The following is a 23,184-nucleotide window of genomic DNA, read 5'->3' as shown; positions in this document are numbered from 1 at the left end:
TAAGGATATGAACGTACTCTACTTAAAATGAAGGAGGCGTTACCCGTGGGAAGAAAAGAACGAAATCGTTTGCAACAAAAGAAGAATAACCATTTAACCCCTGCTGCAGAAGAGTCATTAGAAAATGCTCATCAAGTTGATAAGCAAGCAGATAAAAGAAAACCGACCCAAAATCATCAATAAATTTAAGAGGTATGTCTTCATTTGTGAAGACATACCTCTATTTTAAATGCTTATTGCTTCTAGTTACTGATTATTATTATTATTTTTTTCAGCTTTACGCTCATTTGCATTAAATTCTTTACTAGCATTTGTTTCAATGAATTCATTACCGAATTCTTCTGCTAATGCTTGTTTTGGAGCAGCTGCTTGTTTTCTTTCACGTTTTTGTTTTGCCATTGTGAATGACCTCCTGTAATTAAGTATTGATGGTACAAATATAATATCTCCATTTGAAATAAAAATATAAAGGAAATTGTTGGGGGTTTGTTGAAAGAAAGTTAATGGTTTAGTAAGAGTGAAATAAAACTTTCATGGAGGTTTATAATGCTTACTGGTTTTAAGGATACGTTAGAAGAAATAATCAATACATTAAGTGAACATGGATTAGTAGCTAATGTAACGGATAGAGAAGGCCGATTTTTCTTGAACATTGAGGAAATGATGTGTGATCCAGGATTTGGTTGTGATAATGTTGTTTTAGATATATTCTTTGATGAGCATGAACGAGTTTTATTTATCGGTTTATTACGCTTTCCAAGTAATAAACGAAAAGAAGGAATAGGAAGTATTATTGTTGAGAAAATAAAAGATTATGCTAGAGAGCATCATTTTTTCATTTACTTAGATGCATGGAATGAATCACAGCCATTTTGGAAAAAACATGAATTTTCTCATGTGTATTTTGACTTCAATTTTTTTGAAATTATGGGATGGTCTCCAGATGGATTAGATGTGAAAGAAGAGTGGGAGACACACAAACGAGATCAAACAGGATTGTGGAAATTTGTTATGGACGAACACCCGCCACGTAAAGTTTAACTAGTAACTGGAGCGAATATGAATGAGTATTATTGAACATCTTGAGACGATTCAAACTAACAAACATCGATATATTGATTTTGGGCAAAAATATGAAGCGATTGAGGAATATCTTTCTTATTATAATTTACCAAAAGAATTTGATTATCAAAGTGGTTATATTACGTCTGAGCATGAACACTTATATTTACAAAGGTTCACTCCACAGTTTTCAAAATATAAAGTATTGCTGATGCATGGGTATCTCGATCATTCTGGTTGTTTAAACAAGTTAATCAAATTTTTGTTAGTTCAAAATATTGAAATATACACTTACGATATAGTCGGTCATGGACTATCTACAGGTGAAAAAGCAGATGTTAAATCCTTTCAGTTATATTCAAAACATATGATGGATGTTTTGGATATTATTGGAGATAAGGTGAATGTTGTGGCACATAGTACGGGTGGTGCGGCTGTCATGAATTTTATTCTTACAAACAAAGGGAATGAAGTTGAGAAGGTTGTCTTGCTCGCTCCGCTTGTCCGTTCTGCGAATTGGTTACCAACACTTATAGGAAAAGGGCTTATATCTCCATATTTTTCTAAAGTAAATCGAACTTTTCAGAGAAATTCATCAGATGAAGTATTTCTAAAGTTTGTTAAAGAAGACCCATTGCAAGCAAGGGCATTACCGTTTTCATGGGTTAATTCTCTACAGAGTTGGCAGAAAAATTTTGAGTCTTACAGTCCAAATAATAGAGAGATTACTGTAATTCAAGGGTTAGAAGACAGAACGGTGGATCATTATTATAACGTGAAAGCCATTCAATCGAAATTTCCGAAATCGAAGATAATATTAATTGAAAATGCTCGACATCAACTATTGAATGAACAATTTGTAATTAGACAAATGGTATTTAAACATATCTTAGATGAATTATATACTTCATAAGATATAACGAATAAAACCCCTAATAAGGGGATTTTGTTCGTTATATCTTTTCGTTCATTTCATAGCCATTACTAATTAGTGCATGAGCTATTTCTTCAATATGCTCTCGATTCCGAGTTTCTAAGGAGAATTGTACATCCGTTAATCCAGGAGTAACCCGTGAGCCTTGACGTTGATGATGAATACTTAAGACATTTGCTTCCAAGTTAGCGATAATACTTAATAACTTATTTAACTCACCTGGTCGGTCAGATACGAGAGTAGAGAACGTGACAAAACGACCAGCTTCTACTAATCCATGTTCGATAATTCTAGAAATTAAGTTAACGTCAACATTACCACCACTTATGATAGCAGCTACTTTTTTATGTTTAAAAGGTAACTTATTATATAATATAGCCGCTAATGCTGATGCACCAGAACCTTCAACAAGTTGTTTGTTTCGTTCGAGTAAGTATAACATCGTCCGTGAAATTTCAAGTTCATTAACGACAACAACATCATCAACATATTTTTGAATAACATTGAATGTTTTTTCACCGGGTTGTTTTACTGCAATACCATCGGCAATCGTATCAGCACCGGTTATTTTCGTAATTTTTTTTGCTTCAAGAGAGGTTTTCATAGATGCAATCGCTTCCGATTGAACTCCAATAATTTGAATATTAGGATTGATTTCTTTAATAGAAGTAGCGATTCCAGAAATAAGCCCGCCCCCACCTACGGGAACGACAATCGCATCTACATCAGGTAATTGCTCGATAATCTCAAGTCCAATCGTACCTTGACCAGCTATTACTTCTTCATCATCAAATGGATGCAAGAAGGTTGAGCCAGTTTCTTGTTGAATTTGGAGTGCTTTTTCTAATGATTCGTCAAAAACTTCACCATGAAGAATAACTTTTGCTCCATATTCTCTCGTTGCTTGTACTTTCGCTAGTGGAGCACGTCTAGGCATGACAATTGTGACTGGAACATTTGCCATTGCACCTGCAAATGCTACTCCTTGAGCATGATTTCCAGCTGACGCTGCAATTACTCCTTTTGCTCGCTCTTGATCGGTTAACGTTCGCATTTTGTAATATGCTCCACGTACTTTAAAGGCACCAGTTTTTTGTAAGTTTTCTAGTTTTAGATAGACTTGTTGATTTGACATGTTGCTAAATGTGTTTGAAAAGTCAAGTGGTGTTTGGTTAATAATTCCTTTAAGTTCGAATTGTGCTTTCTTTATTTCTTTTAAATTAAGCAAAAAGATACACCTCATTAGATAAAATAGAACACAGGTATGGATACCCTAACTATAACATACAAGCATTAACGATAAGTGCTGTAGATTAATATGTATTTTTAAAAAAAGCCTGCTAGTGCAGGCTTGAAGTAGAGAATGTAGTGCTTATTTTAGTTAAATTTGTAAACGGTAGTGAAGATTCTCAATTTATAGCTGTACATAATAAATGACAACATAAGAATGCAAAGCACTACTGCTAGAATTTCAATTCTTAGTTAACACTAATACTTAATTTAGGATGAATAATTTCAAATAATGTTTCTCGTTCTTCATCAGTAAGTGGAACCATAGGTAAACGAACTCCACCAACATCTAAACCTGACATTTGAAGTGCTGCCTTAACAGGTGATGGGCTAGGTGCCATAAACATTGCTTTCATCAATGGAACTAACTCTTGGTGAAGTTGAGCTGCTTGTTTCGTTTCACCGTTATAGAAATGTGTTATCATTTGTTGCATTTCATTTCCAAGAATATGCGATGCAACAGATACGATACCAGTCCCACCGATGGATAGAACAGGAAGTGTTAAGCCATCGTCACCACTATATAATGAGAATGAATCAGGTGTTTCATGAATGATACGTGTCATCTTTTCTAGGTCACCACTTGCTTCTTTTATTGATACAATATTATCAATTTGAGATAATCTTATAATGGTTTCAACGGTCATACCAGCTGCACTTCGTCCAGGGATATTGTATAACATGACAGGAAGAGTGGTTGCTTTAGCAACAGTACTAAAATGTTGGTACATACCTTCTTGATTAGGTTTATTATAATATGGTGTAACAAGCATGATACCATCGACACCACATTTTTCAGCATCTTGTGTTAGTTGAATGGAAGCACGTGTATTGTTTGAGCCCGTTCCTGCGATTACTGGAACTCGTCCTGCAACAGTTTCCACCGTGAATGTAAATAATTCAAGTTTTTCTTCATTTGTTAACGTAGGGGACTCACCGGTAGTTCCTGCGATAACAAGCCCATCTGAGCCATTATCGATTAAATGATTAATTAAGTTCTTTGTTTGTTGGAAATCAATATCACCGTTTGTTTTCATTGGTGTTACCATCGCTGTTAGTACTGTTCCAAAATTCATATCGATCATCCTCTATTCATATTTTTAATTTCGTTATACTTTGCTAGTGCGGATTAATGCTGAAAGATCTTCAACATAATGCAACGAACGATGAATCAAAATTCATTCAGATGTTATTATTAAATAATCTTTGGGGATTTTTAGTGTTACTTAAATCATACGCATTAAGGCATACAAAAAAGCAACAACGAGGGCCGCTGTTGCAATGAATATATCGATCCAATGCACGTGAGATAGCCCTCCATATAGTATCAACTATATGACAGTTTTGCACTTATTTAATACAAAACCAGTATGATAGATTATGAGTGTTATCATACTTCGGCAAATTCCCCTTTTCAATATCGTCGTTGGAGCTCATACTCCTCAAATATTGTACTGATGGTCTTTGCACCTCTATTCTCACTTCATTAAAATGAAGTAAAGTAGATAATGTAGTTGTTGTTTTGTAATATAGCAGAGAATAATCGTTATTTCAAGTGCATAAATGAAAAGTTTAATGGCGGTTTTTGGTAGTAAGCGCTTTCTTAATTAGTGTAATTATATTATTCTAGAAAAGGAGAGTTCAAACTTCATATGAAAGTGGGAGAAAGTAATGAACAAGAAAACAGACTATATGGAAACTGCAATTATTCATAGCGGCTATGATTCAAGCAAATTTCAAGGCAGTTTGAATATACCACTTTATCAAACATCAACATTTGCGTTTGATTCAGCTGAACAAGGTGCTAAACGATTTGCAGGAGAAGAAGAAGGCTACATCTATTCTCGGTTAGGTAATCCAACAGTAACTGTATTAGAAGAGAGAATTGCAAGGTTAGAAGGTGCAGAAAAAGGACTCGCATTTGCATCTGGTATGGGAGCTGTATCTGCTGTCTTATTTGCCTTGACAAAGACAGGAGATCACATTTTATGTTCTCAAGGGGTCTACGGATGTACGTTTGGTTTACTTGAATTGATGAAAGAGAAGTATAATGTTGATCATGACTATTGTGCATTGGCTACAAAGCAAGAAATTGAGCAATCAATACGTCCTGAAACGGCATGTATATATATAGAAACACCAATTAACCCAACGATGGCAATTATTGATTTAGAAACGGTTGTTGAAGTTGCACGCAAATATGATATTCCAGTCGTTGTTGACAATACGTTCTGTTCACCATACTTACAACGTCCACTTGAACTTGGGTGTGATATTGTTCTACACAGTGCAACGAAATATTTATGTGGACATGGTGATGTAGTAGCAGGTTTGGTAGTAGGTAAAGCATCATTTATTGATGAAGTTAGGATGACAACTCAAAAAGATATCGGAGCGATTATTGGTCCATTTGATGCATGGTTGCTTTTAAGAGGCATGAAAACATTACCTTTAAGGATGGACAGACATTGTGAAAGTGCGCAGCAAATTGTTGAAAAGTTGAAACAACATCCTAAAGTTAAATCGGTTTATTACCCTGGGGATCATGAACATCCACAACATGAAATAGCAAAGAAACAAATGAAACAGTTTAGTGGACTTATCTCATTTGAGATTGAAGGTTCCGTAGAAACATGTCAACAATTTATGAATTCACTAGATATGATTCAAATTGCTGTTAGCCTTGGTGATGCGGAGACGTTAATTCAACATCCTGCAACGATGACACATTCAGTTGTACCTGAAGAAAATAGAAAGAAAATGGGTATATCAAATCAACTTATTCGATTGTCTGTTGGTTTAGAAAATGTAAATGACATTTGGGCCGATTTAGAAGGCGCATTCTCAAAACTATAATCATTAGTAATTCGAAATTGCAAAATATGAATAAGAAACATAACTATGAAAATTCCACTACAAATTTTTCTTTATCGATCATTTGTAGTGGAATTTTGCTGTTAGATGAAACATTTGGTACACTAGAACCGATAAATGGACTACATTTGAGAGAAGTGGGTGAAAGGTTTGCATGCAATCATTGTTAGTGGTGGAAGATTAGGAGACTGGGCCTTATCATTCATTCATGAAGGAACTTACCTCATCGGTGTTGATGCTGGTGCGAGCTTTTTAGTTAAGCATGGGAAGCAAATGGATGCTGCTTTAGGAGACTTTGATTCTGTTACAACTGAAGAAATAGATGTGATCAAACAAAATTCAAATAAATTCCAAATTTGTGATCCCATTGACAAAGATTTAACAGACACTGAGTTGGGACTTAGGTTTGCTATTGAACAAGGGGCAGACATTATAACAATTATTGGTGGGATAGGTACACGTTTTGACCATTCTTTAGCTAATGTACATTTATTAAAAATGACGTTAGAAGAAGGGATTACGTGTAAGATTGTTGATTTATATAATCAAATCCAGTTAGCAAATGACAAGTTAAATATTACAAATGATGGGTACGAACATGTATCTCTGTTACCATTGTCTTCAAAGGTTACAGGCGTTACATTAAATGGCTTTAAATATCCATTACAAAATGCTACTTTATCAATAGGCATGTCACTTGGTATTAGTAATATTTTAATAAATGACATTGGTTCAATTGAAATTGATGAAGGTGAACTACTAATCATACAAAGTCGAGATTAAGAAAAAGGATAGAGCTGTTTATGCTCTATCCTTTATTATATAGATCTTGTTGATGTTGATCTTCTTTATGGATATGGTAACCATAATCATTTTGAATTGAACGTGCTAACATCGCTCCAAATGTTACGAGTAAACCAATTATAGAAATAAATAAGCTTACATTATTGTCATTAATATATATCAAACTTAATCCAGCGATAAATAGACCGAATGATATAATGAATGGGATGAATGAGCTATTTGGCATATGAATATCACCGACTGGTTCAGCGGGAGATATTTTTCCTTTGTTATTATATTTTGCATCCCACCAAGGATCCATCGTTTTAACTAACGGTAGTTGTTTGAAATTATATTCCGGTGGTGGGGATGAGATAGCCCATTCAAGAGAACGTCCATCCCAAGGATCTTCTTTTGTTTTTTCGTCTTTAACTGATGTTATTATAATGTTAATAACGAGTAATACGGCACCTATTCCCATAATAAATGACCCAATTGAACTGATGAAATTACCTAAATCAAGCCCTTGATTTGGCAAAAAGGTGAATATACGCCTTGGCATACCCCATAATCCAAGGAAGTGCTGAATAAAGAATGTCATATGAAACCCGATAAAAAATGTCCAAAATGTCCATTTGCCTAACGTTTCATTTAACATTTTGCCAAACATCTTCGGCCACCAGTAATGAAGACCTCCAAAGATAGGGAAAACGACGCCACCTAAAATGACATAATGAAAGTGTGCCACAATGAAATACGTATCGTGATATTGATAGTCAGCTGGTGCTGATGATGTCATGACTCCTGTTACGCCACCCATTACAAATGAGACAAGGAACCAAACTGCCCATAACATCGGTACTTCAAATCGTAATTGGCCACCCCACATCGTAAACAACCAGTTAAATACTTTAATTCCTGTTGGTATGGCAACTAACATTGTTGCTAAAGCAAAGATCGAATTTGGAACGGCACCCATACCGGTTGTGAACATATGATGTGCCCATACCATAAAACCAACAAACCCAATTAATACGGTTGCAAACACCATCGCTGAATATCCAAATAATCGCTTTCTTGAGAATGTAGGAATAATCTCTGAGATAATTCCAAATGCGGGTAAGACAAGTAAATAAACTTCTGGATGTCCAAATACCCAAAAGATATGTTCCCAAATAATCGAGTTTCCACCAAGTTCAGCTGAAAAGAAGTTTCCACCGAAAAGTCTGTCAAATAATAATAAAAATAGTGCGACAGTAAGAGGTGGGAATGCAAACAAAATTAGCGCTGAAGATACGAATGAGCTCCACACAAATAATGGCATTCGCATATAAGTCATTCCAGGTGCACGCATATTAATGACTGTAGTTAAGATATTTATAGCTGAAATAAGTGTACCGAGACCAGAGATTTGTAATCCAACTATATAAAACTCTGTACCATGTGTAGAGTCCTCTAGAGCAAGTGTTGAATACGAAGTCCAACCAGCATTTGGAGCACCTCCTAGAAACCAGCTAAGGTTAAGTAAGATCCCCCCAAATAAAAATAGCCAAAAACCTAAAGAGTTTAAGAAAGGAAAGGCTACATCCCTAGCACCAATTTGGAGTGGGATAATCGCATTCATAAACGCGAATAAAATCGGTGTAGCTGCTAGAAATAACATTGTCGTACCGTGCATTGTAAGAAGTTGATTATAAAAACCTGCACTAACAAATGTGTTTGACGGATACATTAATTGAATCCGCATAAGAATTGCTTCAAGACCTGCGAGCACGAAAAAGAAAAGCCCAGCAAACAAATAGAGATGGGCAATCTTCTTATGGTCAACAGTAGTTAAGTAATCCCAAAAAATTGATTTTTTCTTCACTTGTGTTGTCACATCCATACAACCTCCATCAGTTTGAAAGTAATGATTCATGAAACAGTTACTCTACAAAGTTAACTCTCGGGAATGAAACGACTTTCTAGAGATAAGCTACGATTCACTACATGAATGATTATTACTAGTGTTACTTTTTACATCAAATGATAAAAATATACATTTTTATCATTTAGAGGTTATATGAAGAAGACATAACATTTTGTATGAGTATTTTTCGCAAATGATCAATAAAGAAATTGTTATTATGCTGCTCTTTTTATTAGAGTGTACACAAATGACGAATTACTTTATTTTGGATCTTTTACCCCCATTAAACCTGATACATTAACAGGATCGATAACATTTTCTTGTTTGAAACGTTTGTAAAAAATAACTCCTGCGATTACGATGATGAGTAGCTTTTGCACAAATAGTATTGCAGCTGCACCAATGATTACATCATCATTTTGTGAATAATAGGTTGGGAAAGGGAAGTCTTGAAATTGTTTGTACGGCTCGTCCCATAAAAAGAAAGGATAAGTAATTCCAAATAGGATACAGCCATTAATGAGAAGGTTTGCTAAACGATATAAATCAGATAAGTAGTTCAATTCTTTAAGAGGAGTTATGATTGACCACCACATAAATAACGAAAAACAGAATAAAGTGACATGACTTAATTCATCTAGTAACCAACCTTCATTAATGAAATGAAAAAGGTTTGGATTTAAATAAAGAAAAAAAAGTACATAAAATATAATTGTTGATAAAATGGGCTTTGTTAATATATAGAGTGTTTGGCGGATCCGATAATTCCATATTATTGGGCGCAACATCTCAGCGGGTATACCAGCTAACAGGCATGGAGGAACAACAAAATAAACGATTGAAGCTTTTACCATTTTTACACTGAAAATATGTTCACTTAAAATGTGCAGTGGTGTTGCACTTGCAAAATAGTAAAGGCATAATCCAGTGATGAAAAGTTGCTTTTTTAGTGACGCATTTTTTGTATGAGGGTTTCTTTTGAAATAATTTAAATAGAAGTATCCAACTAGTATGATTAGTAATGCATGATGAACTCCAATTATTTCAAACCAATGATGGTGTCTAAATAATTCTAAGAAAAGGTTCAAGAGCTTACTCCTCTCAGATTAATTTTCAACAGTTCTGTGATGAACTTATAGTACCCCTTTTTATTTGAAATATTTACTTAATAACGAAATAATCACCTTTAGATGGTCATGTTAGGTAAGCATTAAGAATAAATGAATCTACTTGTATTGAAAATGATTGAAAAATCATTACTCAGTAAAGTAATGATGATGATTTAAAAACTGATCAAGATGAACATATATCCTTTGAATCTAGCACTAAAAATGATCTTAAATTAAGCTCTAAACATTTTCTTATATAGATTCACTAATAACGTTCGATTTTTAAATAACTCAAAAATAGTGAAAACCTTGAATTTTCAATGGTTCTATGTTTCTATATGTATGAATCATTTAAGTTAATCACTGAATTTTTTTCGATATAAAGTAAAAATTTCATAAAAAAGCAATTATATCGGAAAAAAAAGTAAGTATTATGGAGTTATATTATATTAAATTATAAAATTGCAGTGAGGCAATGATATGATTCTTGTTTGATTAATGAAGCGAAGGGTATATTAAGGAAAATAGAAACCGCTATCATTACAAAGTTTAGATGTAATGGTAATTCGTTTAAGTCGAACAAAGTGGGCTTTTATTCGGCAAACACAAACTGGGGGTTGTAACACGCATGAGTAAACAAAGTGTAAGTAATGAGAGATGGAAGGAATTTCATGGCCCTAACTTAGGTTATATGCTTGATTTGTATGAGCAATTCGAACAAGATCCACAATCAGTGGATCCTTCTATACGTGAATGGTTTGAACAAGCAGGAACACCGAATAATGATGTAACAAGTGCTACTAATAAAGGTGGCGGATTCGATGCATCTAGTTTGAAGAAAGCTGCTTCAGCAGTTTATTTGGCAGAAGATATTCGTACATATGGTCATCTTCAAGCAGATATATATCCATTCGATATGAATCTTGAAAGAAATACACCTTATAGCCAATTAGATAAGTATGGTCTTACAGAAGCTGACTTAAAAGCAATTCCAGCTGAAATTGTTTGGGAAAAAGCACCTTCAACAGTTCGAAATGCATTTGAAGCAATCGAAAAGATGAAAGAGATCTTTACGGGCTCAATTGCTTTTGAATTTTCACATGTTTATGACAAGAATGAACGAGAATGGTTGTACGGAATGGTTGAAACTGGAGAAGTTTATCAAACATGGAACGATAAAGAGCGCACTGAAGTGTTCAAACGTTTAATTGAAGTAGAAGGTTTTGAAAGATTTCTTCATAAAACATTCGTTGGACAAAAACGTTTTTCAATCGAAGGACTTGATATGCTCGTCCCAATGTTAGATGAGTTGATCCAACAAGGTTGTGAAGACGGTATTGAAGATATCTTTATCGGAATGGCGCATCGTGGACGTTTAAATGTATTAGCACATGTATTAGGAAAGCCTTATGAGCTAATTTTAGCTGAATTCCATAAAGCTCCTAATAAAGATCTCGTTCCGTCTGAAGGTTCTAAAGGAATTAACTATGGTTGGACAGGTGATGTGAAATACCACCTTGGTGCAAATCGTAATGTCAGTGGTGAGCAGGAAAAAAGTGTGCACGTAAAACTTGCTCCTAACCCAAGTCACTTGGAGTTTGTAAATCCCGTTGTAGAAGGGTATACAAGAGCTGCACAAGAAAATCGTGAAGATAGTGGTAGACCAACGCAGGATAGTAATCGTGCATTTTCGATTTTAATTCATGGTGATGCAGCTTTTCCAGGTGAAGGTGTTGTAACGGAAACCTTGAATATGAGTCGTTTGAGTGGTTATGAAACAGGTGGATCGATCCACATTATTGCAAATAACTTAGTTGGTTTTACGACTGATCGATTTGATTCCCGATCAACGAAATATGCAAGTGATGTTGCAAAAGGTTATGAGATTCCAATTATACGTGTGAATGCAGATGATGCTGAGAACTGTATTTCAGCGATTAACTTAGCGTTCGCATATAGGAAAAAATTCAAAAAAGATATTTTAATTGATCTCGTTGGTTATCGACGATTTGGTCACAATGAAATGGATGACCCGATGGGTACTCAACCATTAATGTATAAAAAAATAAATAATCATCCTACTGTTACGGACATTTATGGAAAGAAATTAGTGTCACAAGGTGTAATGGATGAAAACGAAATAAAAAATCAACAAGTTGCGTTTGAATCAAAATTAAGTGAGATTTTTGAAGAGGTAAAGAAAAATAAAAAGACGGATGAAGTTGTAGAGAAGGAACTTCCAAGACCTGTAGCAGAAGGAATTCCAGAAATTGATACGTCTGTTCCAATGGAAACACTTAAAGAAATTAATGCAGAATTATTAAATTGGCCAAAAGATATCAACGTTTATCCTAAGCTCGCTAAAATCCTTAAGCGAAGAGGAAGTGCACTTGATGAAGGAAAGGCGGTTGACTGGGGATTAGCTGAAACGCTTGCATTCGCATCAATTTTGGCAAATGGAACACCAATTCGTTTAACAGGTCAAGATAGTGAACGTGGTACGTTTGCACATCGTCATGTTGTTTTACATGACGTAGAGACGAACGAAACTTTCTCACCAATGCATACGCTACCACAAGCAAAAGCATCATTTACTGTACACAATAGCCCATTAACAGAAACAGCTGTTTTAGGATTTGAGTACGGTTATAGTGTAGAAACGAAAAAAACGTTAGTTCTATGGGAAGCACAATATGGTGATTTCGTTAATGTAGCTCAAGTAATCATCGATCAGTTCATATCTGCAGGTCGTGCGAAATGGGGACAAATATCATCACTTGTTATGATGTTACCACATGGTTATGAAGGACAAGGACCAGAGCATTCAAGTGGAAGATTAGAACGATTCTTGACACTTGCGGCAGAAAATAACTGGACAGTAGCTAATTTAACGAGTGCTGCACAATATTTCCATATTTTACGTCGCCAAGCTGCGATTACTTCAAAAGATGAAGCGCGTCCATTAATCTTAATGGCACCAAAAAGTCTAATCCGAAATTCTCGTGTCGCTTCGACTGGTGAAGAGCTAAGTGAAGGAAGATTTAATCTAGTTGTGAATGAGCCTCAGACAGGAAAAGTAGCGGACAAAGTAACTCGATTAGCACTTTGCTCAGGGAAAGTAGCGATTGACCTTACGACGGAACTTGAAAAACTAGATGATAAAGATCTTGAATGGCTTCATATCGCTCGAGTTGAACAGCTTTATCCATTCCCAGAGAAGCAATTGAAAGAAATTACGAATAAATATCCGAACTTAGAAGAAATTGTTTGGGTACAAGAAGAACCGAAAAATATGGGAAGCTGGCATTATATGTATCCTCGTATCCATGAGTTAGCTGAAGATAAAATGAAAGTAAAATATATTGGTAGACCAGATCGTTCAAGTCCAGCAACAGGTGAACCGGACGTTCATAAAAAAGAACAGCAACGAATTATCGATGCAGTATTAACGAGAGCCTAAGGAGGAACCGACAGTGAGAGAAGTAAAAGTCCCAGAACTAGCAGAATCCGTAACAGAAGGAACAGTTGCCGAATGGTTGAAAGGTGTAGGTGATACAGTTCAAAAAGGTGATCCTATTGTTGAGTTAGAGACGGATAAGATTAACTTGGAAGTAAATAGTGAATATGATGGTGTGATCACAGAACTATTAAGAGAACCAGGTGAAACGGTTGAAGTTGGTGATATTATAGCAAAGATTTCTGAAAATGGTGCTGCTGTAATTGAACCAAAAAATGATGTACAAGAAGAAGTAACTGTTGAAAATAACGAACCAGTAGTTGATGAAAAACAACAGGAAGCTGTTATTAAGCTTGATGAGAAAAAAGAAACAACAGTGGCAAATCAACCAATTGCTTCTCCTGCAGCTCGTAAGCGCGCACGTGAACTTGGTATTGATCTAAACACGATTAATGGTAGTGATCCACTTGGTCGTATTCGAAGAGAAGATATTGAACAAGCTGCGATGAATAAAGTTACTTCAAAAATCGAAGAGCCAAAGCAAGTAAAACAACCGACTGCTCCTGCTAAAGATGACGGCAAGCCAGTTGAACGAGTTAAGATGTCACGTCGTCGCCAAACAATTGCAAAACGACTTGTTGAAGCACAACATACAGCTGCAATGCTTACAACGTTTAATGAAATTGACATGTCTGCTGTTATGGAGCTACGTAAACGTCGTAAAGATTCATTTCAAGATAAGCATGGTGTGAAACTTGGATTTATGTCTTTCTTTACTAAAGCAGTAGTTGGTGCATTGAAACAATTCCCACTTCTAAATGCGGAAATTGATGGAGATGAGCTTGTTAAGAAATTATATTATGACATTGGTATTGCTGTATCAGCAAAAGAAGGTCTAGTAGTTCCTGTTGTAAGAGATGCTGATCGCCTTAGCTTTGCTGAAATTGAAGCTGAAATTGGTGAACTTGGAAAGAAAGCAAGAGATAATAAACTTACATTGAATGAGCTACAAGGTGGTTCATTTACGATTACAAACGGTGGAGTTTTTGGTTCATTGTATTCTACGCCGATTTTAAATACTCCACAAGTTGGTATTTTAGGAATGCATACGATCCAAAAAAGACCAGTAGTAGTAGATCAGAAAACAGAACAAGTTGAAGTTCGACCGATGATGTACATCGCACTTTCTTATGACCATCGAATTGTTGATGGCGCTGAAGCAGTACAATTCTTAGTTGCAATTAAAGAAATGATTGAAGATCCAGAAAATCTTCTTCTAGAAGGTTAATATAGCAATCCCTCAGCTTACAAAGGGCTGAGGGATTTTTTTGCTAACTGAGAGTCAATTTATTATAGATGCTCTCTTCAAAAGTTTAAGAAGCAATAATGAAGTTTAGGGAGTCTTTGCGTCAGGAGATACGTGATAAATGAAGTCATTAATTATAGAATAAGTAATTCAGTATTTAATTGCATCAACAAAATTATTAGTGACAAGTAAGGTTAAGCTTGGCTGTTGAAAAGTTTGGAACTTTAAATCGTATAGAAATAATAATAGTTTGTTTCTCGTTCAAATCCAATTCTTTTATAGAGCTTTTGCGCACCAAAGTTATCATCCTCTGTTTCAAGCAATATGCCCTTTGCATTAGTTTCTTTTGCAAAAGAAATAACGCTCCTTAGTAACTTCTCGCCAATACCTTGTCCTCTATAGCTTTCTTTTACGAATAAATCATTCAGCACCCATGTTCTTCTCATTTTGATTGACGAAAAAGAAGGATAGAGCTGTGCAATACCTACTGCAATATCTTCATCAAACGCTACGTAAATGACTGATTGTTCATTAACGATTCTCTCTTTTAAATAATTACTTGCTCCAGCTTGATCAGAAGGTTGTCGAAAATATACTCGATATAAATCAAATAGTTCCGTAGCAGCTTTTAAATCATTGATTGTTGCTTTAGTAATATGCATTATTAAAGACCTCCTAAATTATAATAATGGAATATTAGCACAATTATGTAGATTAAGAAATATATTATTCAATCATTCAATGAGATTTTATTGTTAATAATAATTAAAGGACGTTAATTTTTGGATTATTAGCAGTTTAGATAAAACATTAACAGAAAATAATTGACATTCTCGCCCAAAATGAATATGATAATATCAAAAGTTGCACTAGGTCAAACTTGTTAGATTAAGCAAGAAAACTTAGTGTTGTCTAATAAGTGCTCATTTAAAATACTATTTAACTACTAAATTGAAGTAATTGTAAATGGAATGGTGTTTGATAACAGTTAATGGTCAATTAGTAAAAGGGGAGAGTTTCGCAAAAATAAGATTTTTTTTATGGTAATGTTGCACTTAGGAAAAATAATTAAATAAGGGAAAATGGAGGTTCAAAAATGAAAAGAATGATAATGAGTCTAAGTTTAATTTTTTCTATGTTCATACTTGGTGCATGTAGTCAAAGTGAAGTTGTTAATCAATCTGATGAAGGTAAACTAATGATTACAACAACTACAGCTCAAGTAGGAGATCTTGTTAAAAACGTTGGTGGAGATTACGTAGAGGTTACAAGCCTAATGGGACCTGGAACAGATCCACATTTATATCAAGCTACTCAAAATGATATTAAGAAATTAAATCAAGCAGAAATTATTTTTTATAATGGATTACACCTTGAAGGTAAAATGAATGAAATATTTGAGAAGATGGAATCACAAAAACCAACATACGCTGTTGCACATGCGATACCAGAAGATAAGTTGATTAAACAAGGTAAGGACGCATTCGATCCTCACATATGGTTTGATATTAATCTATGGAAATATGCTGTTGATGAGGTAGCAAACGGTTTAGGAGAATATGACAAAGCACATAAAGAAGAATATTTGGCAAATGCAGAGAAATATAAAGCAGAATTGGATGCATTAGAGGCATTTGCAAATGAGAGACTTTCAGAAATTCCAGAAAAAAGTCGTGTACTTGTAACTGCTCATGATGCTTTTAGCTATTTCGGTAATGCGTTTGAAATGGAAGTAGAAGGTTTACAAGGCTTAAGTACGGATTCAGAATTCGGTTTGAAAGATGTGCAAAATATTGTAGATGTACTTGTTGAAAGGGAAATTAAAGCCGTCTTTATTGAAAGTTCAATTTCAGAAAATTCTATTCAAGCAGTAGTCGAAGGTGCTAGAGAACGTGGTCATGATGTTGTAATTGGTGGAGAGTTATATTCAGATGCGATGGGTGAAGAAGGTACAGAGGAAGGTACGTATGTTGGAATGTATAAGCACAACATTAATACGATAACAACAAACTTAAAGTGATAGGGGAAAAAATATGGATGCACTTAAAGTAGAAAATATGACGGTTGCTTATCAAAAAAAACCTGTGTTATCAGAAGTAAGCTTTACAGTTCCTGAAGGGAAATTAATCGGAATCGTCGGCCCTAATGGTGCTGGAAAATCAACTCTTATTAAGGCAATTCTAGGATTAATTCCTCGTGCAAGTGGAACCGTCGATATTTATGGAAAGCCATATAAAAAACAACGTAAGTTGATTGGGTATGTTCCACAACGTGGCGATGTAGATTGGGATTTTCCAACAAATGCACTTGATGTAGTGTTAATGGGAAGGTATGGACACATTGGATGGGTCAAACGACCATCTAAAAAAGATGTTGATTTTGCAAAAGAATGTCTTGATAAAGTGGGAATGAGTGCATATGCAAATCGACAAATCAGTCAACTTTCAGGAGGTCAACAACAACGAGTGTTTTTGGCTCGTGCACTTGCACAAGACGCTACAATCTATTTTATGGATGAACCATTTGTAGGGGTAGATGCAGCGACAGAGAAAGCAATTATTACACTATTGAATGAGTTGAAAGAACAAGGAAAGACAGTACTTGTTGTTCACCATGACTTACAAACTGTTCCCGAATACTTTGATTGGACGATGCTTCTAAATATGCGCCTTATTGAAATAGGACCTACTAATGAGGTATTTACAATTGATCATTTACAAAAGACGTATGGAGGAAGATTGACGTTTTTGGAACAGAGGAACGCAATCATAACAAATTAGGAGGGAGCAGCTTGATTTCATCGGTTATTGCAATGTTAGCAGATGCGAACACACAATGGGTTCTAACAGGCACATTATTGTTAGGGATTACTAGTGGCGTACTAGGAAGTTTTGCGTTACTTCGCAAGCAAAGCCTACTAGGTGATGCTATGGCACATGCAGCATTACCTGGTGTGTGTATTGCGTTTATGTTATATGGGGAGAAGTCAATGCCTCTTTTTCTACTAGGGGCAGTGATTTTTGGCTTACTCGCAACTTATTTCATTCAAGTAATATCGAAAAATTCTAGAATTAAAGAAGATACAGCGATCGGTCTTGTTCTAACTGTTTTCTTCGGGTTTGGTATCGTTTTATTAACGAGAATAACGCAAAGTTCGACTGGTAATAAAAGTGGTCTTGATGATTTTATATTCGGTCAGGCAGCATCGCTAGTCGGAAGTGATGTGAAATTTATTACAGTATCAGCAGTTGTACTGTTGTTGATTACTGCTCTGTTCTTCAAGGAGTTTAAACTATTGACGTTTGATGTGAACTTTGCGAAAGGCCTTGGATTACCAGTAAAAGGTCTTAATGCTTTATTAATGGTATTAATTGTAGGTGCAGTTGTAATTGGTATTCAAGCAGTAGGTGTTGTATTAATGTCAGCCATGTTGATTACACCAGCAATTGCAGCACGTTATTGGACTGAGAAGTTAAGTGTGATGATCGTTTTATCAGGAGCAATAGGTGGTATTTCAGGTATACTCGGAACAATAATCAGTACGATGTCTGAGGGACTTGCAACAGGTCCAATTATAGTCATCGCTGCTACAATCTTGTTTATTATCTCATTGTTATTTGCACCGCGAAGAGGATTAACGATGAAGGTTATTCGTCACTTCAAACTTCAATCACAAATCGCAAAAGAAAATGTACTTATTTCACTTTACGAATTATGTGAAGAGAATAGACAAAATGAAATTTCTACATTTTCTTTTGAGCAAGTAAATCAGCGTCGACCAATTTCTAAAACATACTTCACATCAATATTAAAAAGGCTTGAAGGTAAAGGTTTTGTGAATCTTAATGAAGCTAATCATCTCATGCTTACAGATGATGGTGTGATGGTTGCGCATGAATTAACGTTACAATATCGTATGCATGAAGTATTTCTTATGCATGAACGCGAATTTAATGTAATGAATGATGATAGTGTGAGATTTGAAATTTCAAACTTACCTAATCATGTAACAGAACGGTTAAAGGAATTGTTACATCAATATGGTAGAGAACCGAAGCTTGTACTTCATTCAAGAGCGAACATGAAACATGAGGAGGTGAGCATATGACTTATGAAGCTTGGATATTAGTTACAGGATCTCTTGTCGGTATTACTTGTGGGATTACGGGCTGTTTCTTAATATTACGTAAAATGGCAATGCTAGCAGATGCGATTAGTCATACTGTTCTCCTTGGGATCGTGTTAGCATTCTTAGTTAGTCAGTCTTTAGATGGAATATACATGTTAATAGGTGCGACAATTGTGGGGCTTTTGACAGCATTCTTTGTTCAAGTGCTTGATTCTAGTGGTGTACAATCAGATGCTGCAATCGGTGTTGTATTCACCTCGTTATTTGCTGTTGGAGTTATCTTAATTTCAATTTATGCAGGTAATGTGCACTTAGATGTAAACCATGCCCTGATGGGAGAGATTACGTTTGTTCCTTGGGATACATGGGTATGGAGGGGGATCGATCTAGGACCGACAGCTGTATGGATGTTAGGGTTTGTACTCATCGTTAACCTATTACTAATTATATTATTTTACAAAGAGTTTAAAATTTGTTCTTTTGACCCACATATGGCTGCTGCGATTGGAATTCCAGTAATGTTCATACATTATGTGTTAATGGGCATGGTTTCAATTACAACAGTTGCTTCGTTTGACAGTGTTGGTGCGATTTTAGTTGTTGCTATGTTAATCGTTCCTGGAGCTACTGCATATTTGTTAACTGACAAATTGCACGTTATGCTTTTATTAAGTGCCGTAATTGGTGCATTAAGTGCGGTATTAGGTTATTATAGTGCTACTTTCTTGAATGTTTCAATTTCTGGCGCTATGGCGACAACAGCAGGTATTATATTCATGATTACTTTTATCTTATCACCTACACATGGATTGTTATCGAAATGGCTTGTCAGAAGAAAGATCCAAACAAGACCACAATGATAAAAAAGCGCCATTTAATGGCGTTTTTTCATGCTGTTTTTTTTCATAATGTTATTGCATATTTGATAATAATGAACGGTTGGAAGGTGATGATAAAGCCAATATTCATGTAGTAATGAAATTGTAACGAAGCAAATCATTTTAAACATCCTTCCACCTCCTCTTTCTTCTATCACTATATGATTAACATAGATTGTCCTATGAAAAGCAGGATTTCATATTTAAGTGTCAAAATATTAAGAAAATATAAAATTGGAGGAGTGGATGTGAAATGGAAGAAACAGTTATAGCAAATGTAGAGAAAATTAAACAATTAAATGAAGCGATTGAAAAATATGTACGCCCTGATACATTTCCATTATCTATAAGGGTTATGGATGAAGAAGAATTATTACCACCAAAGGTTAAAAGACCTAAAAAAGACCTTCACACGACATTTACGATATGTCAGGCAGTCACAATGTCTCGTCGTTACGGGTGGGCAATGGCAATGGGGGCAGAAGATCAATCTTGTCCAATTGCTAAAATTGCATTTGGTTATGAAGATGAAGTAGATTTTTATAAAAAAGGAAATCTACCGAATCAAATGTATACTAAAACGTGTTCATTAGGTGAGAAAACTGAAAATGCTGTTCCGAAGTTTTCGAAACAAGAAGCAGGAACAATCTTGATTGCACCATTAACACGAACCACTTTTGAACCTGAACTTTTCGTAATGTATGCAAACTCGGCGCAAGTGATGAGAATGGTAGCAGCGGCACTTTACACAACAGGAGGAGAGATTACCTCTAGTTTTTCATCTAGGGCTGATTGCGCTGATCTTATCGTTCGAACGAAACAAACAAATAAACCTCAAGTTATTTTACCTTGTTATGGAGATCGAATTTATGGTCAAACTCAAGATCACGAAATGGCATTTACAATTCCAGCTTCAATGATTGATGGATTTATTGAGGGATTACACGGAACACATAAAGGTGGGGTTCGCTATCCAATTCCAACATACTTAAAGTATGAAGCAGAATTTCCAGAGACGTATCAGATGTTAAATAAGATGTTTGAAGAATAATAGTTAAGACGTGACTTACAGTTCATTCGTATCCTTTTTCCTTTTTTAAATTTCACATATCATATTGTGCTTATATTACATCTTATTTAAAAATAATTTAAATTACCCTAATTTGTAATATAATAGCATTAATTACTTTTTATATAAACGACAGTAAAGTACGTTTCTTTTGTGATTTAGTAAAAAGGGGGATTTCATGAACTTTCTTGTTAATGGTATTGAATATTTATTCTCTAGGAAAAGGACACTAGTTTACACTTCACTACACCTTGATAACTATTATAAGATAAAGGGCAAATTGTTAAGTTCAAACGTTAAGTTCCGTGTTGCATCAGACGTTAGTTTAGCTCAGAGAGAAAGTTTTACACATAACAATTATGGTGTTGAATACAAGTTTTATGTTGCAAAAGAAGATGAGCATAGAGCGCTAGAAGCCATTCATCATAAATAACAGCATTTAAGTTGTTATTAGTTAACATGTTGAATAACTTATTCGAGGAGCAATTGTTATGAAACAGTAACAATTGCTCCTTCTCGTAAAATGAGAACTATTGAAGTAAATGATACAATAATCGTTCTCGATCATCAAAAAACTGTTTCATAATTTGATAATGTTGAGTTGCTTCAAGAGTTGTTTCTCGTATCCCATCTGATGTTAGTTCATAAATCAATGCATTAGGATAAGCCATTATTATTGGAGAATGGGTAGCAATTATAAATTGGGAATTTAAGTTCACTAAATCATGAATTCGGGATAACATGGAAAGCTGTCGTAATGGAGATAGTGCTGCTTCTGGTTCATCTAAAATGTATAGACCATTGCCCCCAAACCTATTTAAAAATGTTGAAAAAAAAGCTTCCCCATGCGACTGTTCATGCAGTGATTTTCCACCAAATGAATTAATAATTTTCCCGCCACCTTCAGGATCTCGATCAAGTTGATCAATATTAGTTGCGACATTATAGAATGATTCTGCTCTCAAGAAAAATCCATCTTTCGGTTTTTTTGTTCCTTTTACAAGCTTAATATATTTCTCTAGTTCAGAATGAGTGTTTTCAGTTGAAAAATTAATATTGAACGTTCCACCTTCAGGGTTAAACCCTATAGCAATAGCGACTGCTTCTAATAGTGTTGATTTACCCATCCCATTTTCACCGATAAGGTACGTTACCTTCGGATGTAGAGATAATTCTTGAAGATTTTCTACAACAGGTAAATCAAAAGGATAGGAAGAGAATGATTGGATTTGTTCTCTTTTTAAATCAATGGTCCGTAAATATTGATTGCTGAAATTTCGATCCATATAGATCACCTCTAAAGTAATGTTAATTGTACAATGAATAAAAAAAGAATGGCAATCATTCTCATGAAAAGAAAATATCATTTATTTGGAAAATTTCACATACCGTATTTTGTATATCATTTATTTATTTTATAACAAACTAATTATAACTGATTAAACACCATTTTATTGAGTAAAATTTAATTATCAGCTAATCTAAGAAGGATAATAGAAATGATTATTTACATTTTAAGGAGGTAGCTAAATTGATTCGAAATATAAAAGATTGTGTAGTATTAAATAATGGAGTTCACATGCCATCATTTGGATTGGGTACATACAAAATGACACATTCTCAAGAAACAAATGACGCTGTCAAAGTCGCGATGAAACATGGTTATCGACTAATTGATACTGCATCGTTTTATGATAACGAAGAAGAGATAGGAACAGCAATTGAAGAATCAGGAATGAAAAGAGAGGACATATTTGTTACGACAAAGGTATGGAATAGCGAACAAGGATACGATGAAACAATAAAAGCATTTGAGAGAAGTAGAAAGAAACTAGGAATAGAATATATTGATCTATATTTAATACACTGGCCTGTGCCTGGTAAGTATATTGATACATGGAAAGCATTAGAAAAGTTATATAAAGATGGTTCTGTAAGAGCGATAGGAGTTTGTAATTTTCACATTCACCATTTACAAGACATTATGGAAAATAGTGAAGTAGTGCCAGTTGTGAACCAAGTAGAATATCACCCATATTTACAACAACCAGAACTTCATTCTTTTTGTAAAGAACATAATATCTTCATAGAAGCGTGGGCACCACTAATGCGTGGTAAGGTGTTTGATAACTCTATTATTCAAGGATTATCTATGAAATATAATAAAACACCAGCTCAAATAACGTTACGTTGGGAAATTCAAAATGAGATTATTACAATTCCAAAATCAAGTAATGAAAGACGTATCATCGAAAATGCAAATATTTATGATTTCAATTTAACGGAAGAAGAAATGAAACAAATGGCCAATTTAGATAAGAACGAGCGAACGGGATATGATCCCGATAAATTTCCTTATGACAAGATGTAAAATAAAAACCGCT

At 34.8% G+C, this 23,184-nt stretch carries 22 protein-coding genes and 1 riboswitch; of the genes, 14 read left to right on the top strand and 8 right to left on the bottom strand.

Annotated features, from left to right (window positions below; all coding sequences use genetic code 11):
• The first annotated feature begins 45 nt into the window (after positions 1 to 45).
• Entirely contained in the window at positions 46 to 183 is a 138-nt protein-coding gene (locus BFG57_RS18880; protein ID WP_175428307.1) for a hypothetical protein, read from the top strand.
• 63 nt (positions 184 to 246) lie between these two features.
• On the opposite strand, the gene BFG57_RS18875 is transcribed toward BFG57_RS18880, so the two are convergent.
• Positions 247 to 399, bottom strand: a complete 153-nt coding sequence (locus BFG57_RS18875) for a hypothetical protein (RefSeq protein WP_175428306.1) — start codon at positions 397 to 399, stop codon at positions 247 to 249.
• Positions 400 to 546: 147 nt separating this feature from the next.
• On the opposite strand from BFG57_RS18875, the gene BFG57_RS09040 reads away from it, so the two are divergent.
• Positions 547 to 1,041 (top strand): GNAT family N-acetyltransferase, encoded by a 495-nt coding sequence (locus BFG57_RS09040; protein WP_069717164.1) that lies wholly within the window; start codon positions 547 to 549, stop codon positions 1,039 to 1,041.
• Between the two features lie 22 nt (positions 1,042 to 1,063).
• The gene (locus tag BFG57_RS09035) at positions 1,064 to 1,975 is read left to right on the top strand and encodes an alpha/beta fold hydrolase (RefSeq protein ID WP_069717163.1); all 912 of its coding nucleotides are present in this window, start codon (positions 1,064 to 1,066) and stop codon (positions 1,973 to 1,975) included.
• Between the two features lie 40 nt (positions 1,976 to 2,015).
• Here BFG57_RS09035 and ilvA read toward each other — a convergent pair whose 3' ends face one another.
• Positions 2,016 to 3,224: a threonine ammonia-lyase gene (ilvA, locus tag BFG57_RS09030; RefSeq protein WP_069717162.1), complete on the bottom strand. Its 1,209-nt coding sequence runs from the start codon at positions 3,222 to 3,224 to the stop codon at positions 2,016 to 2,018.
• Positions 3,225 to 3,474: 250 nt separating this feature from the next.
• Positions 3,475 to 4,362: a 4-hydroxy-tetrahydrodipicolinate synthase gene (dapA, locus tag BFG57_RS09025; protein WP_069717161.1), complete on the bottom strand. Its 888-nt coding sequence runs from the start codon at positions 4,360 to 4,362 to the stop codon at positions 3,475 to 3,477.
• Positions 4,363 to 4,588: 226 nt separating this feature from the next.
• Positions 4,589 to 4,769, bottom strand: a riboswitch (Lysine riboswitch).
• Positions 4,770 to 4,957: 188 nt separating this feature from the next.
• Here dapA and megL point away from each other — a divergent pair.
• Positions 4,958 to 6,142, top strand: a complete 1,185-nt coding sequence (gene megL, locus BFG57_RS09020; protein WP_069717160.1) for a methionine gamma-lyase — start codon at positions 4,958 to 4,960, stop codon at positions 6,140 to 6,142.
• 159 nt (positions 6,143 to 6,301) lie between these two features.
• A complete protein-coding gene (locus tag BFG57_RS09015; RefSeq protein WP_069717159.1) occupies positions 6,302 to 6,943 on the top strand; it encodes a thiamine diphosphokinase in 642 nt (213 codons plus the stop codon).
• Positions 6,944 to 6,968: 25 nt separating this feature from the next.
• On the opposite strand, the gene ctaD is transcribed toward BFG57_RS09015, so the two are convergent.
• Positions 6,969 to 8,822, bottom strand: coding sequence for a cytochrome c oxidase subunit I (gene ctaD / locus BFG57_RS09010; protein WP_069717298.1), 1,854 nt, complete (start codon positions 8,820 to 8,822; stop codon positions 6,969 to 6,971).
• A gap of 290 nt (positions 8,823 to 9,112) precedes the next feature.
• Entirely contained in the window at positions 9,113 to 9,940 is an 828-nt protein-coding gene (locus BFG57_RS09005; protein ID WP_069717158.1) for a cytochrome c oxidase assembly protein, read from the bottom strand.
• 649 nt (positions 9,941 to 10,589) lie between these two features.
• On the opposite strand from BFG57_RS09005, the gene BFG57_RS09000 reads away from it, so the two are divergent.
• The gene (locus tag BFG57_RS09000) at positions 10,590 to 13,421 is read left to right on the top strand and encodes a 2-oxoglutarate dehydrogenase E1 component (RefSeq protein ID WP_069717157.1); all 2,832 of its coding nucleotides are present in this window, start codon (positions 10,590 to 10,592) and stop codon (positions 13,419 to 13,421) included.
• 13 nt (positions 13,422 to 13,434) lie between these two features.
• A complete protein-coding gene (odhB, locus tag BFG57_RS08995) occupies positions 13,435 to 14,706 on the top strand; it encodes a 2-oxoglutarate dehydrogenase complex dihydrolipoyllysine-residue succinyltransferase (protein ID WP_069717156.1) in 1,272 nt (423 codons plus the stop codon).
• Positions 14,707 to 14,948: 242 nt separating this feature from the next.
• Here the strand turns inward: odhB and BFG57_RS08990 are convergent, their stop codons facing one another.
• The gene (locus BFG57_RS08990) at positions 14,949 to 15,386 is read right to left on the bottom strand and encodes a GNAT family N-acetyltransferase (protein ID WP_069717155.1); all 438 of its coding nucleotides are present in this window, start codon (positions 15,384 to 15,386) and stop codon (positions 14,949 to 14,951) included.
• 434 nt (positions 15,387 to 15,820) lie between these two features.
• Here BFG57_RS08990 and BFG57_RS08985 point away from each other — a divergent pair, with 434 nt between their 5' ends.
• Genes BFG57_RS08985 through BFG57_RS08970 form a run of 4 tightly spaced genes read left to right on the top strand, consistent with a single transcriptional unit; the run spans position 15,821 to position 19,713 of the window.
• On the top strand, positions 15,821 to 16,744 hold the full coding sequence (locus BFG57_RS08985; protein WP_069717154.1) for a metal ABC transporter solute-binding protein, Zn/Mn family: 924 nt from the start codon (positions 15,821 to 15,823) through the stop codon (positions 16,742 to 16,744).
• 13 nt (positions 16,745 to 16,757) lie between these two features.
• A complete protein-coding gene (locus BFG57_RS08980) occupies positions 16,758 to 17,504 on the top strand; it encodes a metal ABC transporter ATP-binding protein (protein ID WP_069717153.1) in 747 nt (248 codons plus the stop codon).
• 11 nt (positions 17,505 to 17,515) lie between these two features.
• A complete protein-coding gene (locus BFG57_RS08975; protein ID WP_342670293.1) occupies positions 17,516 to 18,832 on the top strand; it encodes a metal ABC transporter permease in 1,317 nt (438 codons plus the stop codon).
• Positions 18,829 to 19,713 carry a metal ABC transporter permease gene (locus tag BFG57_RS08970; RefSeq protein WP_069717152.1) on the top strand — a complete coding sequence of 295 codons (885 nt, stop codon included), beginning with the start codon at positions 18,829 to 18,831 and terminating at the stop codon, positions 19,711 to 19,713. The genes BFG57_RS08975 and BFG57_RS08970 overlap by 4 nt, the downstream gene beginning before the upstream one ends.
• A gap of 14 nt (positions 19,714 to 19,727) precedes the next feature.
• On the opposite strand, the gene BFG57_RS19400 is transcribed toward BFG57_RS08970, so the two are convergent.
• Positions 19,728 to 19,862, bottom strand: a complete 135-nt coding sequence (locus tag BFG57_RS19400; protein WP_281186644.1) for a hypothetical protein — start codon at positions 19,860 to 19,862, stop codon at positions 19,728 to 19,730.
• Positions 19,863 to 19,984: 122 nt separating this feature from the next.
• Here BFG57_RS19400 and BFG57_RS08965 point away from each other — a divergent pair, with 122 nt between their 5' ends.
• Together BFG57_RS08965 and BFG57_RS08960 are read left to right on the top strand one after the other, a co-directional pair.
• Positions 19,985 to 20,782 carry a DUF169 domain-containing protein gene (locus BFG57_RS08965; protein ID WP_069717151.1) on the top strand — a complete coding sequence of 266 codons (798 nt, stop codon included), beginning with the start codon at positions 19,985 to 19,987 and terminating at the stop codon, positions 20,780 to 20,782.
• 196 nt (positions 20,783 to 20,978) lie between these two features.
• Positions 20,979 to 21,233: a hypothetical protein gene (locus BFG57_RS08960; protein ID WP_069717150.1), complete on the top strand. Its 255-nt coding sequence runs from the start codon at positions 20,979 to 20,981 to the stop codon at positions 21,231 to 21,233.
• Between the two features lie 97 nt (positions 21,234 to 21,330).
• Here BFG57_RS08960 and BFG57_RS08955 read toward each other — a convergent pair whose 3' ends face one another.
• Complete coding sequence (locus BFG57_RS08955; protein ID WP_069717149.1) at positions 21,331 to 22,086, bottom strand: AAA family ATPase; 756 nt, start codon at positions 22,084 to 22,086, stop codon at positions 21,331 to 21,333.
• 293 nt (positions 22,087 to 22,379) lie between these two features.
• Between BFG57_RS08955 and BFG57_RS08950 the strand changes: the two genes are divergently transcribed.
• Positions 22,380 to 23,171, top strand: a complete 792-nt coding sequence (locus BFG57_RS08950; RefSeq protein WP_069717296.1) for an aldo/keto reductase — start codon at positions 22,380 to 22,382, stop codon at positions 23,169 to 23,171.
• Positions 23,172 to 23,184 lie beyond the last annotated feature (13 nt).

The organism is Bacillus solimangrovi (assembly GCF_001742425.1).
GTDB lineage: Bacteria > Bacillota > Bacilli > Bacillales > Bacillaceae_N > Bacillus_AV > Bacillus_AV solimangrovi.
This window is presented reverse-complemented; position numbering and strand designations above follow the sequence as displayed.

Bases quoted from the DNA above. Each gene is read 5' to 3' on its own strand.
- BFG57_RS19400 (WP_281186644.1), bottom strand. From the start codon at position 19,862: ATGTTTAAAATGATTTGCTTCGTTACAATTTCATTACTACATGAATAT.
- BFG57_RS09000 (WP_069717157.1), top strand. From the start codon at position 10,590: ATGAGTAAACAAAGTGTAAGTAATGAGAGATGGAAGGAATTTCATGGC.
- BFG57_RS08985 (WP_069717154.1), top strand. From the start codon at position 15,821: ATGAAAAGAATGATAATGAGTCTAAGTTTAATTTTTTCTATGTTCATA.
- BFG57_RS08960 (WP_069717150.1), top strand. From the start codon at position 20,979: ATGAACTTTCTTGTTAATGGTATTGAATATTTATTCTCTAGGAAAAGG.
- BFG57_RS08980 (WP_069717153.1), top strand. From the start codon at position 16,758: ATGGATGCACTTAAAGTAGAAAATATGACGGTTGCTTATCAAAAAAAA.
- BFG57_RS18875 (WP_175428306.1), bottom strand. From the start codon at position 399: ATGGCAAAACAAAAACGTGAAAGAAAACAAGCAGCTGCTCCAAAACAA.
- dapA (WP_069717161.1), bottom strand. From the start codon at position 4,362: ATGAATTTTGGAACAGTACTAACAGCGATGGTAACACCAATGAAAACA.
- BFG57_RS08970 (WP_069717152.1), top strand. From the start codon at position 18,829: ATGACTTATGAAGCTTGGATATTAGTTACAGGATCTCTTGTCGGTATT.
- BFG57_RS08990 (WP_069717155.1), bottom strand. From the start codon at position 15,386: ATGCATATTACTAAAGCAACAATCAATGATTTAAAAGCTGCTACGGAA.
- BFG57_RS08955 (WP_069717149.1), bottom strand. From the start codon at position 22,086: ATGGATCGAAATTTCAGCAATCAATATTTACGGACCATTGATTTAAAA.
- BFG57_RS09035 (WP_069717163.1), top strand. From the start codon at position 1,064: ATGAGTATTATTGAACATCTTGAGACGATTCAAACTAACAAACATCGA.
- BFG57_RS08965 (WP_069717151.1), top strand. From the start codon at position 19,985: ATGGAAGAAACAGTTATAGCAAATGTAGAGAAAATTAAACAATTAAAT.
- megL (WP_069717160.1), top strand. From the start codon at position 4,958: ATGAACAAGAAAACAGACTATATGGAAACTGCAATTATTCATAGCGGC.
- BFG57_RS09040 (WP_069717164.1), top strand. From the start codon at position 547: ATGCTTACTGGTTTTAAGGATACGTTAGAAGAAATAATCAATACATTA.
- BFG57_RS08950 (WP_069717296.1), top strand. From the start codon at position 22,380: ATGCCATCATTTGGATTGGGTACATACAAAATGACACATTCTCAAGAA.